Source organism: Sphingopyxis sp., from assembly GCF_965279725.1.
Lineage (GTDB): Bacteria > Pseudomonadota > Alphaproteobacteria > Sphingomonadales > Sphingomonadaceae > Sphingopyxis.
The window spans coordinates 175,631-190,738 of the sequence record NZ_CBDIIL010000003.1 but is presented as its reverse complement, the minus strand read 5'-3'; the positions used below and the strand labels follow the sequence as shown (position 1 = coordinate 190,738).

Sequence of the window (15,108 nt, the reverse complement as noted above, 5' to 3'; positions counted from 1 at the left end):
GGCAGGGACGATGAGCTTTATCCTGCGCCGCATCTCGACGACGAAGACGGGCAAGCAGATCGTCCGCGATCAGCCGCTGCCGGGCGACACGATCACGCTGGGCCGTGAGGGCAGCAATATCATCCACGTCGCCGACCTTGCGGTGAACCCGCATCATGCGACGATCAGCAGCACCGACGGTCGCCACGTCCGCGTCGCGGCGAGCGAGGGGCTGGGGTTCGACCTCAACGGCCGCAGCGAGACGGTCGCCGATATCGACAGCGGTGCGGGCGGTGAGCTGCGCTTTGGCGGGCATCGCCTGACGATCGCGCGCGAGGACGAGAATATCATCCTGCTCGTCGAGCGGATCGACGACCTTTCGCAATCGTCAAAGGACGTCGACGAAGCCAAAGCCTTTTCTTTGCAGGGCGTGATGATCGGCAAGCGCATGGGCGCGTGGGCGTTCGGCATGCTGATGCTGCTTGCCTTCCTGATCGGGCCGATCTGGGCGTGGTATAGCTACAGACAAGTCAACGAGCGTCCGGAGGGCTATCACGCCGATAGCGCCTGGCTGTCGGGTCCATTGTCGAGCGCGCATGCCAGTTTGAAGAATGATTGCCAGTCGTGCCACGTCGAACCCTTCGTCGCGGTGACCGACAAGGCGTGCGTCGGTTGCCACACCGGTGAGCACAAGACGATGAGCATGGCGCATGCCAATGCGCCGACCGCGATGCTGCTCGCGGCGCGCCATCCGCCGGGGGTGGGCGAGCGGATTCTCGCGGGCTTTGCCAAGACCTTCAACAAGCCGCAGGGCCGCTGCGTCGAGTGCCATACCGAGCATGAAGGGTCGGGGCCGATGCCCGCGACGCCGCAGAAATTCTGCGCCGACTGTCACGATGGCATGTCAGCGCGGCTGAAGACGGCAGGGCATCCGACGACGCTGGCCGACGCCGCCGATTTCGGCACCAGTCATCCCGAGTTCCGCCCGCTCGTCCGCGCCGCCCCGGGCGCCAAGCTGGCGCGCGCCGCAGCGGGCAAGGGGACGGTCGATTATAACGGCCTGAAATTCCCGCATGACATGCACCTCCAGGCGACCGGCGGGGTCGCGCGCATGGCCGCCAGTTTCCGTGGGCGTTATGATTTCGGCAAAAAGCTCGAGTGCCAGAATTGTCACCGCGTCGAGGCTGACGGGGTGCGGGTCAAACCGGTCGAGATGGAACGCGACTGCGCGATGTGCCACAGTCTGGCATTCGAAACCGTCGGCGGCACGACGCGCACGCTGCGCCACGGCGAACCCGATCAGGTCGTCGCCGACCTCACCGCCTATTACCGCTCGACCCCGCCCGCGCGCCCGCTCCAGCTGGGCGGGATGCAGCGCCGCCGCCCCGGCGCCTATGCCGAGGGACAGGTGTACAACATCTATTTCCGCGAAGTGGCGGTGCGGCCCAGCCGCGCCGAGGACGCGGTGCGCGCGGTTTTCTCAAAGGGCGGTGCCTGTTATGATTGCCACACGATCTTTGCGCCGCAAGCCGGGAACAGTTGGCAAGTGGCGGCGGTGAGCCAGACCGCGCGCTATCTGCAAAAGGGTTGGTTCGATCATGACGCGCACCGCGAGACCGACTGCGCCGACTGCCACACCGCCGCACCGGGGTCGAAAACATCGACCGACCTGCTCGTGCCGGGGCTGCGCCAATGCCGCGATTGCCATGTCGGGGAAGGTGGGGCGCGCATCGTGAAGGTCGAAACCGCAACCGAATCGCCCTGCGCGATGTGCCATGAATATCACTCCGATGGCGGTCAGCCTTGGGTTCCAAACCGTCAGCGGAAGGTAAACGCTGCGGCAACCACAAATAAACCCCTGCGTGGTACCTATAGTGTGAGTGCGATCACAGGCACCGGGGCGCGCGGTCTTTACAATGTGACGTGGCGCACACCTTCTTTGCACGCGGCAAGACGGGGCGGATAATTTGGGACCGGGGCCAGCGGGCCGAAGCAGGGGACGGATGTGCTGATCGCGCAGATCACCGATATCCATATTGGTTTCGACCCGGAAAATCCGGCCGAATATAACCGCAAGCGCCTCGACGAGGTGCTAGATGTGTTGATCGAGGGACCAAACCGTCCCGATCTTCTGCTCGCCACCGGTGACATCACCGACCGCGGCGACGACGACAGCTATCGACGCCTTGTGACCGCTTTTTCGCGCTGCCCTTTCCCGGTTTGGCCCAGTGTCGGCAATCACGACCTGCGTGATAATTTCCATGCTCGCTTTCCGGGTTTCGACGATGGGAAGGGGTTCGTGCAATATGTGATCGAGCTGCCCCAGCTGCGGCTGGTCACGATCGACACGCTGGAGGAGGGCCGCCATGGCGGCGCGTTTTGCGATACCCGTGCGACATGGCTCGACGCCGAACTGGCGAAGGACAAGGCCAAGCCGACCTATATCGTGATGCACCACCCGCCGATCGAAAGCGGCATCGAGTGGATGAACACCCACCCCGACGAACCGTGGGTCACGACCTTTACCGATGTCGTGCGGCGTCACCCCCAGGTTCGCGGGCTGATCTGCGGTCACCTGCATCGCAGCGTGACCGTCGCGTGGGAGGGGCGCACCGTCGCCATCTGCTCATCGACCGCGCCGCAGGTGTCGCTCGACCTGCGCCCGATCGACGCCGAGCGGCCCGACGACCGCCCGATGATCGTCGCCGAGGACCCGGCCTATGCGCTGCACCGCTGGAATGGCCGTGAACTGGTGAGCTTTTACGATTTTGCCGGCGCCCACACGATGCTGGCGAAATATGACGCGCATCTGCAGCCGCTGGTCCGCGAGTTGAAGGCGGAACGGCCCGTCTAAGCGCCTTTTTCGCCAATATTGGCTTAGTTGAGGTTGCGATATTTGCTGTCGATCACGACGCGGGCCGGGGCGGACTTTATGTGCCGCGCAGGAAAGGCGATCATGTCGCCGACCGCCCGGGAATAATAAGGCGCAGTGAACTCAAAAATGACGAAATAGGTGTCGGCATCGGCGTCGCTGACACGGGTTACCGTTCCACCCTGATCGGCAATGACATACCATTTGATTGGAGCCGGAGGCTGCCGCGCGCCGGGACCGACGTCATTTTCCCACGTCCCGGTTCCGTCGTTATTGAGCGACACACAGCCGCTGCTTGCGTCAGAGGCCGATTTGCCGCCCTCGCAAAGCGGTGCCCCGACGAATGCTGCGGGGAAGGCGCTGCTGCCGCCGAGATAGCCGTTGACCGGCTTGTCGCGGTAAATGAGGGCGGTCGGTTTTTCGGCCGCGCCAACGGGCGCCGCTGTCAGCGCAAGCGCGCCGAATAAGATCGCGATTTTGTTCATATCATTCCCCGTTTTCTGTCCAGATCAGTAACCCAACGTCAAATCCACCCGCGGCTCGACCGCTTCACCCTTTTTCCAGCGGTCCAGATTTTCCAGAAACCGCTGCGCCGATCGCACGAACATCTTGTCCTGCGCGCGGCCCGACAGGTGCATGGTGATAAGCGCGTTGTCGAGGCTCCACAGCGGGTCATCGGCGGGCAGCGGTTCGGGGGTGGTGACGTCAAGGAAGGCGGACGCGATCTGCTTTTCGTTCAGCGCGGCGACCAGCGCGTGCTGATCGACGACGCTGCCGCGCGCGATGTTGATCAGCGTTGCGGTCGGTTTCATCGCCGCCAGTTCCTCGGCACCGATCATGCCGTCGGTCTCGGGGGTCGCGGGGACCGCGAGGATCACCCAGTCGAAGTCGCTCAGCTGCGCGCGCCACTGATCGGGGGTCAGCGTGTTCGGGCCGGGTGAGCGGCGCACAACGGTCACGTCGACCGCAAACGCTTTCAGCCGCTCCTCGATCAACTTGCCGATCGCGCCATAACCGAGCAGCAGCGCTTTCGACCCGAACAGCTCGACCTTGCCGGGCGAGTCCATCAACCATTCGTGGCGTTCCTGCGCGCGGACGACGTCGCGGTAGCCCTTGGCGACCGTGAGCATGCCCATGACGACATATTCGGCGATGGTGATCGCGTTGATCCCGGCGCCGTTGGTGACGATTGTGCCACGCTGGGCGAGCAGATCGAGCGGCATGCCGTCGACCCCGGCGTAGATCGAGTTCAGCCATTTGAGGCCGGTCGCGGCGGTGATGACCGCGGCCATGTCCTTTTTATCGTACATGTCGAACCAGCCGATCTCGGCGGACGGTGCGAGTTCGAGCGCTTCGTCCTTTGATTGGAAAAAGCGCGGTTCGACCCAATCGGGCAGGCGATTTTCGACGAGCGGGCGGATGAGTCCCGACAGAACGGTGACGGTTTTGGTCATGGATTTCCTACTGCTGAAATGCTTGCCAGCCTGTCCAGGCGAGCGGGATAAGGCCGATCAGATCGACGAGCGCGATGGTGGTGAGCTGCGCGGGGCGCCCATAGGATTGATAGAGAAACAGGAAGCTGAGCATCGAGATGGCGGCGAGCAAGGTCGCGAGCTTGCGCCCGCCGGGGTCGAACGCGGCCCAGACGCAGGCGACGAGCACCGCGAAGAACAGCGCCGCGCGGTGGTGCATCAGCAGGAAGAGCGGGCTGTCGGGCGCGACGCCATAGAGCCGCGTAATCAACGCCGGGCGGACCAGCGCGAGCGCGGGGATCAGATGGGCAAGACCGACGAGCAGCCAGCAGATCAGTTGCGACATGCAACGAAGTTAGCAGCCCGCGAGGCCGGGACAAGCCTCTAATTGGCGTCCAGCCGCCAGTCCCAGCCGAGCGGGTCGCCATCCATCACCTCGACCCCCGCGGCGGCGAGCTCGTCGCGGAGTCTGTCGGAGGTGGCGAAGTCCTTCGCAGCGCGCGCTTCCTTGCGGCGGGTGAGGGCGGCTTCGATTTCGGCTTCGGTGATGGCGGCGGATTTGGGACGGATGCGGAGGTCGGTGCGTGTCAACGTCGCGAGATTTAGTCCCAGCAGATCATCCATCCTGTAAATGGCCGCAAGTCGATCGGCGGCATAACCTTTCAGTGCTGCTATCGATTCCACAATGACCAGCACTTCCGAAGTGTTGAGATCGTTCGAAATCCGTTCTTCCGCTTGATAAATACTCATATCAGCTTGGCCTGCTGGTTCCGCAGATTCTCTTTTTCGAAGTGCCTCTACTCCTAGTACAAGCCGCTTCAACCGCGTCAGCGCCGCACCCAACCCCTCCCACGAAAACTCCAGCTCGCTGCGATAATGCGCCTGCAGGCACATCAGGCGGTAGGCGAGGGGGTGATAGCCCTTGTCGATCAGCAGTTGCAGGCGCAGGAACTCGCCCGCGCTCTTGCTCATCTTGCCGCTGCGTTCGATCAGGAAATTATTGTGCATCCAGATGCGCGCGCCGCTCGCGTCCGAGCAACTGTGCGCTTGGTTCTGCGCGATCTCGTTCGGGTGGTGGATTTCGCGGTGGTCGATGCCGCCGGTGTGGATGTCGAACGGAAAGCCGAGCAAGGCTTCGGACATCACTGAACATTCGAGGTGCCAGCCCGGCGCACCTTTGCCCCATGGTGAATCCCATTCCATCTGGCGCGTCTCGCCCGCGGGGGTCTTGCGCCAGATCGCGAAGTCGGCGGCGTGGCGCTTGCCCTCGACTTCGTCGATGCGACCTTCGCCATCCTCGGTTTTCGCGCGTGCGAGGGCGCCGTAGTGGGCGACGGTCGTTGTGTCGAAATAGAGGCCGCCGTCGAGTTCGTAGCAATGCTTGTCGGCGATCGCCTTCGCAAACTCGATCATTTGCGGCACGTAATCGGTGGCGATCGACCAGTGCGCCGGCTGGCGGATATTCAGCGCCTTGATGTCGGCCCAATAGGCTTCGGTATAATGGCGCGCGATGTCCCAGATCGACTGCGCCTTTTCGGCCGCCATCTTTTCCATCTTGTCCTCGCCCGCATCGGCGTCGTCGGTCAAATGGCCGACGTCGGTGATGTTGATGACGTGGGTGAGCTTGTAGCCCTTGAACGACAGCGTGCGCCCCAGCGTGTCAGCAAAGACATAGGCGCGCATGTTGCCGATATGCGGATAGTTATAGACCGTCGGGCCGCAGCTATAGACGCGCGCCTCGCCGGGATGGACGGGCGTAAATTCCTCAAGGCTGCGCGTCAGACTGTTGAACAGCATCAGCGGCTGCGGGGCAGGGGCGTCGGTCATACCTGCGCCCATGCCCCGCCCCAAGCGGCTCCGTCAACCGAAAGCCTTATGGCTGCTCGGTCGGCGTCCACAGATCGTCGTTGCCTGCACCCGTTACCGGATCGTCGAGCAAAGGTTCGCCGCTCAGCGGATCGAGGTCGCGCATCGTGATCAGCGGCACCGGCAGGCTCTGGCCGTTGCCATCCTCATCCTCGGCATCGGCCTCTTCCTCGATGACGTCCTGGACCGGGAAGTTGTTTTCGAAATCGAAGCTGACGGCCGAGCAGCTGGCGACATTGCCGATCAGACAGCCGTTGAAGGTCGAACGCGGGTCGAAACCGCCCGCCGACGGCGCCGATCCGCCGATGGTCAGCAGCGGGATGGTGTCGAGCCCGGTTACCTGACCGGCCGCACCCAGCTGAACCCCGTTGATGACAATCCGCGAACCGCTGCCTTCGGTCAGGACGTTGAGCCCGCCCGCGCCAAAGGTCAGTCCGCGGCGATTGGCGAATTCGGTGCCGCTGCCGCTGTTCTGGACATAGAAGCCGCCGATCACATCGGCGCGGATACCGCGTGCGAACAGCGATCCTTCGTCGAGCAGCACCCCGTCGTTCTGCGCGAGGCGCGCTTCGATCGCATCGGTTGCCGTTGCCGTACCGACGGCGCCGATCGCGGCGGTTGTCGCGACGATGATGTCATCCGAGACCATGTTCAGCTGCCCGGCGGCGTTGCTGCCGTTGACCAGCCGGACCGTGCCTTGGCCCAGGATCACTTCGATCGCCTCATCGGCAAACAGGTTCAGCGCGTTGGTGTCGGACAGACCGGTGAGCAAGACGTTGCCGAGCACGCGCATTTTGCCCGGGGTGGTGATCGTCAGCGAGCCATTGGCCCCCAAATTCGACCCCGCGGCGCCGCCCGCCAGCGTGAAGGTGTCGACGATGACGTCGGGTGGCGCGGTCGTTCCGACCGAACCACCGCCCACCGCATCAACCTCTGGGGCAAAAATTTCGATATCGCTGCCAAAGGCGCGAGTCAGTTCGGCGGCGTCGATATGATAGCCATTGCGCGACCCGGTGCCGCCGACAAAGGTCTGGTTGTCGCTGTTGTTGTTGATGAAAGACAGCGCCTGCGTCGTACCCGCCGTGCCGACGCGGCCGGTCGCGACCAGATCGATATCGGCCGACGCGAGGGAAATATTGCGGCCGGTGACGACGCCGTCGATGAATATCGTCCCACCGGCATCGGCATTGAGATCGCCGGTCACGCTGACACTGGTCATCGAAATCATTTCGTTCGCATCGAAATCCGCAGCCGCGGCGGTCAGGTTGCGGATGATCATATGTTCGCCGCTGTTGCTGAAGCGCGCGGTGCCGGCGATATTGGCGTTGTCGACGATCAGCCGGTTGCCCGAGCGGATTGTTGCATCGCCGACGTCGGTTATGATGCTGGCGAAGGTGACTGGCCCGTTGGTCCCGATGTCGAGGCTGTTCGCAATGACGCTGACGTCGCCGAGCGAACTCAGGCTGCCGACGCGAACCGTGCCATTGTCGGCGGACAGCGTCGTCACACCGCGACTGGTCAGCGTTTCCGCGTCGATGCCGGTCGCGCCGGTCAGCGTCATCTGTGCGCCGTCGCCGCTTTCAGCTTGGGTAATGGCGATCGCGCCGCCCGCGACCAGCGCAACGCTTCCTCCGGCTGACAGGGCGCCGCCGGTGATGCCGGTAGCGGAACCGACCCCGATGTTCCGGCCCGCCGTGATCGTGTCGAGAACCTGGCCGCTCGAAACGATATCGACCAGCGTAACGTTGTTGGCGTTGATCGTGACGTCGCGCCCGGCGGCGACCGGTCCCGTGGCATTCGCTGTTCCGGTCGATGCAATGACGACATCGGTAAAGGCATTGAGGCCGGCGAGCGTCGTGTCGCCGCCCTGGGTGCGGATGTCGCTGGCACCGCCCGTGATGCCCAAGCCGAGGGTGGTCGCCCCGTTCAGCGCGATGCGGCCGGGCGCGATGGCGGTGATATCGTCCGACGCCGACAGCGCCGCGGCGTCAATGGACCCGCCTGCCGTCAGGAAGATGTCGGACCCGTTGGTTGCCGACAAGCCTTCGCCCTGCGAAATCGTGAAGCCGTTACCCGCAACATAGCTCAGGATGCGGGTGTCGTTGCCCGCGCCGGTCGCGCGGACGTTCGCCGCCGAGATGTTGCCCGTCGCGCGAACATCGACGTCATCGCCCGCGGTGACGTTGGTCAGTGTCGCGGTGGTGCCGGCGATCAGCAGCATATCCTCGCCCGCGCCGGCATCGGTGATCGTCGCCGACCCGCCGGCGTTGACGCCGAACATGCGCGCGGCCGCACTGTTCGTCAGCACGACATTGCCCGCCGCATCGACAAACACATTGCCTTGCGTCCCGACACCATTGGCGTTGACGAAGCCGCCATTCGCGGTCGCGGACGCATCGATATTGGCGCCCGAGTTCAGGAAGACGTCGCCGCCCGCGACATAGGTGCCGGTCAGATCGCCCGCGGCAAAGATCGAAATCGTGCCGTCGACGGTCGCCTGGTTTACCGCGACCGCGCCGCCGCTGCCGATGGCAAAGAAGGACGCATCGCCCGTCACCGCGCCGGAAAGGGCGATGCTGTCGCCGTTCAGGTTGATGTCGCCGCCCGCCGCGATGTCGGCGCCGATAATCGCATTAGTCGCCAACAGGTCGACCGTGGTTCCGGCATCGATCGCCGCGAAGCTGATGCTGTCGCCATCGATGCGGGTCGCAAGACCCGATTCGAGCGTGCCGGTGGTGGTCACGGCGCCCGATGCTGTGATCAACAGATTGTCGAACGCGCTCAAGTCGCCGCCGCCGATATTGCCTGCCGATGCGGTCAAGGCGATGTTCGAGCCGTCGGGCGCTGACGCGTTGATCTGAAAACCGGCGGGAGAAGCGGGGCTGATCGGCCGATAGATCAGCGTCCGGTTGTCGGGTCCCAAACCAGTCGTCGTGAGTCCGTTTGCGATGATCCCGCCAGCGGCGATGGCCGTCACGTCGTCGCCGGCGGTAAGGTTGGTCAGCGTCGCCGTCGTTCCAGCGAGAACCAATATGTCTTCGCCGGCGTTCACGCCGCTCAGCGACGCCGATCCGCCGGCATTCACGCCGAACATGCCGGTCGCGCTGCTGTTGGCGAGCGCGATGTTCCCGGTCGCGTCGGCAAAGACGCTGGCCGCGATCGGCGGACCACTGCTCGAACTTTCGAACCCGGTCGCATTGGCCGATGCGTTGATATTGGCGCCCGAATTGAGCCGGATGTTACCCACGGCATTATAGGTGCCGGTCAGGTCGCCGCGCGCAAAGACCGAAATATCGTCCGCGATCGTGGCAAGGTTGATGGCGACCGGTCCGGCGCTGCCGATGGCAAACAGCGAACCGCCGCCGGTGATCGTGCCGCCGATCGCAATGCGTGTCGCGGTGAGGTTGATATTACCACCGGCATCGATCGATCCGCCACTGATTCCGTCTGCGCCGACGGCATTGCCGCTTGCGGTCAGGGACACCGACGCGCCAGCATCGATGTTGCTGAACAGGATCGACTGGCCATTGACCTGAACAAAGCCGCCCGCCGTCGTATTGCCCAGATCGACCGCGCCGGGCGAGGTGATCAGAATATCGCCGCCGGTGATGATCGAATTCAGCCCGGTGCGGAAACTGGCGCCGCTAGCGGTGAAATCATTCGTGGCTTCGGCATGTTCAACCGATGCCGCACCCGCCGCGGTCATCACGATATCATTGGCATCGAGCCGGTCGATCGCGATCCCGCCGACCGTTGAGGTGAGCGACAGCGTGGCGCCCGCATCCAGTAAGCTGCCCGGAGCGCCGCTGATGCTGCCCGCGCTCGCGGTCAGATTGCCGACGGCCGCGATCGTCGGCGCGGCACCTTCGCGCAAATCGTGCCGGATATCGATCTGGTCGCCCGCGTTGATCGTCAAATTGCCGCCGACCGTCACGATGCCGTTCGACCGGGCATAGGTTCCGAACGAGCTGTCGGTTGTCAGGGTCATGTCGCCGGTGGTCGAGATCGAGCCGCCGGTCGGTGCAAAGAAGATGCCTGCGGGGGCTTCGTCGGTGTCGTTGTCGGTGGGCAAGGCCGTGCCGAGCGCTTGCGCCGTCAGGCTGGTCATCAGGATGCTGCCACCACTTCCGGTCTGCAATTCGATCCGGCCAGCGGTGGCGCCGTTCACGGCAATCCGCGTGACGCCAAAGTTGATCTGGCCTGCGACTCCTCCCGTCGCGGACGATTCCAGGCGGACGATGCCGCCGCCGGTCTGACCGGCCGTGCCGGTCAAACCCATGCCGATTTGCCCGTCGCCGCCCAATCCGCCCGCGCCCGCTGCACCGATGGCGACGAGGTCGATCGCACCGCCGTTGGTCGTGATGGTGCCGCCGTTGGCGATCAGCCGGACGCCGCCGCCCGATCCGTTGCCGCCATTGCCGCCGGCACCGCCCCTTTGACTGGTGCCAGCGCCGTTGCCGCCGTCGCCGCCCGTGCCGCCGCTACCCAACGAAGCCGGGAACGGAACGCCCACATCGAAAATTCCGGCGGGCACGATTGTGGCGATGCCACCGTTGGCGACGACTTCGACCGTGCCGCCGGTCCCGTTGCCGCCATTGCCGCCCACTGGGGGCAACGCCGCGTCGCCGCCAAAGCCCAGCTGCGCGCTGCCGCCGGCGCCGCCTTCACCCTCGGTTCGGAAATTGGTTGCCCTGACGGTAACCCGGGCGTTCGCGCCTTCGAGCTGGAAGCGGGTTGTTCCCCCGGTCGCCGCGCCACCGTTACCGCCATTGCCGTCGCGCCCGTCGGCGCCGCTGCCGCCGGTCGCGCTGGCATCCAGTCTGATCGCGAGTGCGCCGACATTGAAATTGTTGACGATCGCTTCGGCAACACCGCCAAATCCGTCACCACCGTTGCCGCCAACATTGTGCCTGCCGCCATTCCCGCCAAAACCTTGCGCGCGGGCGATAATGCTTCCGGTGACATTCACCGCTGCCGCTAGCGGAATGGACGCCCGACCGCCCCGACCGTTACCGCCGGTGCCACCGACGCCCATGCCGGTCACCGCGCCGCTGCTGCTGGACGAGAATGAAGCCCCGCCCTCGCCGCCGATCCCCGATGCGTCAGCAATGATATCGGTCGTGTTGACCGTCCCGCCGGTAATGTTGACCGCCGCGTTACCGCCCTGACCATTTCCTCCGTTACCCGGCGTGCCGGGGGCTGCTGCGAAGAAAAAAGGTTCATAACTGCCGCCGGTGCCGCCTTGCCCGAGGGCTGATGCATTGATCGTAGCGGCATTGACGGTCGCGCCAGCGGCGATGTTGATGGTCGCCGTGCCGCCTTGGCCAAAGCCGCCATTGCCGCCCACGACAGGGTCGGGAGGATTCAGGTCGCTGCCCGTCTGGCCGACCCCGCCCACGCCGCTGGCCGACGCGACGATGTCGGCGACGTTGATCGTACCGCCAAGCAGATCGATCGTGGCGGTGCCGCCGATGCCAGTGCCCGATGTTCCGGCGGCAATGCCGCCCAAAGCGCCGGCGCTGACCGTCAAATTGCCGATCACCGCAGTGCCGCCGGTTTGGCGGAACAGCGCGGTGCCGCCTTGCGCGTTGCCTGTTGCTGCGTTTGCGGCGCCGTTCGCGCTGACGATCAGATCGCCGCCGACGCCCAGCTGGCCGCCGTTGAGATTGAGCTGCGACGCGCCGGCCAAGCCATTCGTTCCGCCCGATTGCACAGTGAGGTTGCCGGTAGCGCCGACGATTTGACCAGCGTTGACGTCTATCCGCGCCGTTGCATCGCCGATGAACGTACCGTCGCCCTGAACCAATATCCGACCGAGGTGCGGCGGCGGTAAGGCGGACGGCGAGGGTGGTGGTACCTGCTGCAGCGCCTGCGCAAAGAAATTGCCACTGGCGCGCGCAAACACACTGCTGAGAAAAAGGGCGTCGTTGACGGTGATGTTGGCCGCCGTGGTGTTTGCCGGCGCCGCGTTCAGCTCGCCATTGGTGATATTATAGCCCGCCGACAGGCGCACGGCGCCATTGGGGTCGGTCTGCGCGGTCACGGCGTCGTAACCGACTTGTCCCGACACAAGCATGGTGACCGCGACATTTTTTGGAATGGCGACCATATAGATGCGGCTCTGGTCGGTGTCGCCCTGCTGATGCGCGGGACCAGTAGTGCTGCCGGTGTGCGTGATCGCGTTGCCGCCCTCAGCGCCGACCAGAACGTTGATGTCGAAAAGGCCGCTGTTGATGCGGATGTCGGCCTGTTCGGCGGCCACATAGCCGACGGAACCATCGACGCGGACGGCGCCGGCCTGAACGATACGCGGCGCGACCAGTGCGACATAGCTGCTGCCGGGGTCGAACGCGTTGTTGGCGTTGATCGCGGCCCCCGCCGCGACGGTCACGCTCGACGTGCTGCCCGACGCGCCGCGGAAGCGGATCGTGCCGCCGGGGCTCAGGCCGCCCGTGGTGTCGATGTCATTAGCGGTCAGCACCAGGCTGCCGACATTGATGACCCCCGTGGCGCCGATCAGGATGCCGCCAGCGTTATAGAACCAGATGTTGCCGCCGCGCCCGCCCGATGTGGCAAAATCGACGCTGTTGACGGTGCCGTTCAGGGCGATTTGACGGCTGAGCGATCCGCCGCCGCCGTTCACGAAACGGTTGAGAACGATGTAGCTGCCCGATCCCGTGAAGTTCCAGTTTTCGCCGGTCGGCAGGAAATCGATCGCTCCGCCTGTTGTAGCGGTGTCGGTCGGAACCCAATTGATGATGGTCTGATTGGCGGTAACATTCACCGTGGTGGTGTTGGTGCCCGCGTTGTTGTTGATCGTGCTGCCGACGCCGCCAGTGACGATCGTGCCGGTGCCGGCAACCTGCGCCAACGCCGGCCCGCCATAAGCGAGCGCCATCAAGCCGGCCGTGATCGCACAGCTTTCGAGCAGGCGTCGCTTACCGCTTCGGGTCGTGGCAGGGGTTGCGGTGGCACGCATGTCAGTTGTCCTCGATGTGGTCGTCATGGGTCAGCGCGCCTTCACGCCAAATTGGGTCGTCAGCGACACCAGCAGCCTTGGATCGGGCTTTTGCGTCAGGAAGCCGCCGCGATTGAGCGGCACCGCCATTGTCACGTCGACGCGCGCGACGTCGCCATAAGCGACACGGAAGCCGCCGCCGGCTGAATACAGCTTTTGCGGGTCGAGACCGTCGAACGCGCTGTCCTTGTTCCACACCCACGCCGCATCGAAAAAGGCGAACGGCTGGATCGCGAACGCCTTGGTGTTGGCGGGGACAAACGAGCCGTAGCGCGCCTCCAGCGCGACGCCGACGCCGCTGTCGCCGATGATCGTGCCGGGATCGAAGCCGCGCCCGACGGTGAAGTTGCCGCCCGAAAATTCTTCATAGGCGAGGAGCGGATCGCTCGCCCATTGCGCGCGCGGCGCAGCAGACAGGGTGAACAGCTTGTGAGGCCGCCACTCGGCGAGCGCATTGGCGCGGAGCAGAAACGCGTCGGGCTTGCCCTCGACGCGGGTCAGCGGCACCGCGCCCGGCAGGAAACAGGTCGCGCCGCCGGGGCCGCAGTCATCGCTGGCGCCCAGGAAGCTGGCGCCTTGCCGCGCTTCGAGCGAGGTTGACAGCGCCCAGCGTGGTTCGCTGGGGCTGAAGCCGCTGCGGCCGGCGACCGATGCGGGATCGATCCAGCTGGCATCGGCGCGGAGGTTGAACACGCGCAAGCGGTCGCGGTTGATCGGCACGCCGCCCAGCCCGATGTCCTGATCGATCAGGTCGAGCCCGCCGCCAATCGTCAGACGCCGCGCCTGCGTCAGCGTGACCGGATAGGACGCAAACAGGCTGGCGATCTGTGTTTTCGACTTGATCGGAAACGCTGCGATGTCCGGGCGCGTCCACGCATAGGTGTAGCTGGCGCCGAAGCGCAGCCCCTCGCCGCCGACGCGGAATTCGTGCGCCAGCTGGACGACTTGCTGCTCGTCGAAATCGGGGGTCGAATAGAAGCTGGCAGTGGTCAGGTCGCCCATTCCCGTCAGCCCGGCAAAGCGGACGCGGGCCACGCCGCCCCAGCGCCCGACGTCGCGTGAGCCGAAATTCTGGGCGTTGAAATCGAACAGAACCGGGGTGCGCGCCACGGTAACTTCGCCGACCACTTCGCCCGGCGCGCTGCCGGGGCGCAGCGTCAGCCGCGCATCCAGCCCCGGAATATCGCGCGCGAGGAGCAGGTAGCGCTCGGCATCAATGATGTTGAACACCGGCTGGTCGTCGAGGCGCGAAAGATAACGTTGCAACAGCGGTTCGTTGGCACCGGCATCGCCGCGCACCTCGATCCGCGACATGCGCGCCGCCAGAATGTCGAGCCGCACGACGCCGTCGTCGATCGTCTGTGGCGGCACGCGGACCGCCGCCAGATAGCCTTTGGAGCGCAGCAGTGTTGCAGCGCGATCGCGAATGTCGCAGACGACGGAGATCGGCAGATCCTGCCCGACGCGATCGGACCAGCTGGACGCCAGCATCGCATTATCAATGCCCTCGACGCTCGAAAATTCGACGCCCTTCAGCGTGATGCGGACATTGGCGAATTCGGGATTGGCGAGCGGGCAGGGCGCGCGTTCGATGCCATCCTCGGCGGACACCACCTGTTCAGTAGGCGGGGTCACCGGCGCCAGTGTCGGTTGCTGGATTTCCTCGCGGGTCGGGATTTGCGGGGTGGCCTGCGCCAGCGCCGCGGCGGGTATCGCGACCGCGACCAGCGCCGCCGAGCCAGTCAAGGCCCGGCGCAGCGCAGCCCGTTTCGGCCGCACGCGCGCAATATATCCCAGATCCCCCGTAATCATCACCACCCCTTAAGTACGAGCGCGGCCGCGAAATCGCGGTGCGGAAATTCATAAAGCTCTGCCGGAGATCGGCAGCGCGAATTTTTCGA

Annotated in this window: 8 protein-coding genes; 2 read left to right on the top strand and 6 right to left on the bottom strand. The window is 64.8% G+C overall.

Annotated features, from left to right (window positions below):
- Nucleotides 1-10: 10 nt before the first annotated feature.
- Nucleotides 11-1,945 (top strand): cytochrome c3 family protein, encoded by a 1,935-nt coding sequence (locus tag ACQY6T_RS09715; protein WP_428630585.1) that lies wholly within the window; start codon nt 11-13, stop codon nt 1,943-1,945.
- A 39-nt stretch (nt 1,946-1,984) separates the two neighbouring features.
- Nucleotides 1,985-2,833 carry a metallophosphoesterase gene (locus ACQY6T_RS09710; RefSeq protein ID WP_428630584.1) on the top strand — a complete coding sequence of 283 codons (849 nt, stop codon included), beginning with the start codon at nt 1,985-1,987 and terminating at the stop codon, nt 2,831-2,833.
- 23 nt (nt 2,834-2,856) lie between these two features.
- Here the strand turns inward: ACQY6T_RS09710 and ACQY6T_RS09705 are convergent, their stop codons facing one another.
- Genes ACQY6T_RS09705 through ACQY6T_RS09680 form a run of 6 tightly spaced genes read right to left on the bottom strand, consistent with a single transcriptional unit; the run spans nt 2,857 to nt 15,019 of the window.
- A complete protein-coding gene (locus ACQY6T_RS09705; protein ID WP_428630583.1) occupies nt 2,857-3,336 on the bottom strand; it encodes a hypothetical protein in 480 nt (159 codons plus the stop codon).
- 24 nt (nt 3,337-3,360) lie between these two features.
- A complete protein-coding gene (locus ACQY6T_RS09700) occupies nt 3,361-4,305 on the bottom strand; it encodes a D-2-hydroxyacid dehydrogenase (RefSeq protein WP_428630582.1) in 945 nt (314 codons plus the stop codon).
- A 7-nt stretch (nt 4,306-4,312) separates the two neighbouring features.
- The gene (locus ACQY6T_RS09695) at nt 4,313-4,669 is read right to left on the bottom strand and encodes a hypothetical protein (protein WP_428630581.1); all 357 of its coding nucleotides are present in this window, start codon (nt 4,667-4,669) and stop codon (nt 4,313-4,315) included.
- Nucleotides 4,670-4,707: 38 nt separating this feature from the next.
- Entirely contained in the window at nt 4,708-6,150 is a 1,443-nt protein-coding gene (gene cysS / locus ACQY6T_RS09690; RefSeq protein ID WP_428630580.1) for a cysteine--tRNA ligase, read from the bottom strand.
- A 46-nt stretch (nt 6,151-6,196) separates the two neighbouring features.
- Entirely contained in the window at nt 6,197-13,168 is a 6,972-nt protein-coding gene (locus tag ACQY6T_RS09685) for a hypothetical protein (RefSeq protein ID WP_428630579.1), read from the bottom strand.
- Nucleotides 13,169-13,198: 30 nt separating this feature from the next.
- On the bottom strand, nt 13,199-15,019 hold the full coding sequence (locus ACQY6T_RS09680; RefSeq protein ID WP_428630578.1) for a ShlB/FhaC/HecB family hemolysin secretion/activation protein: 1,821 nt from the start codon (nt 15,017-15,019) through the stop codon (nt 13,199-13,201).
- Nucleotides 15,020-15,108: the final 89 nt, after the last annotated feature.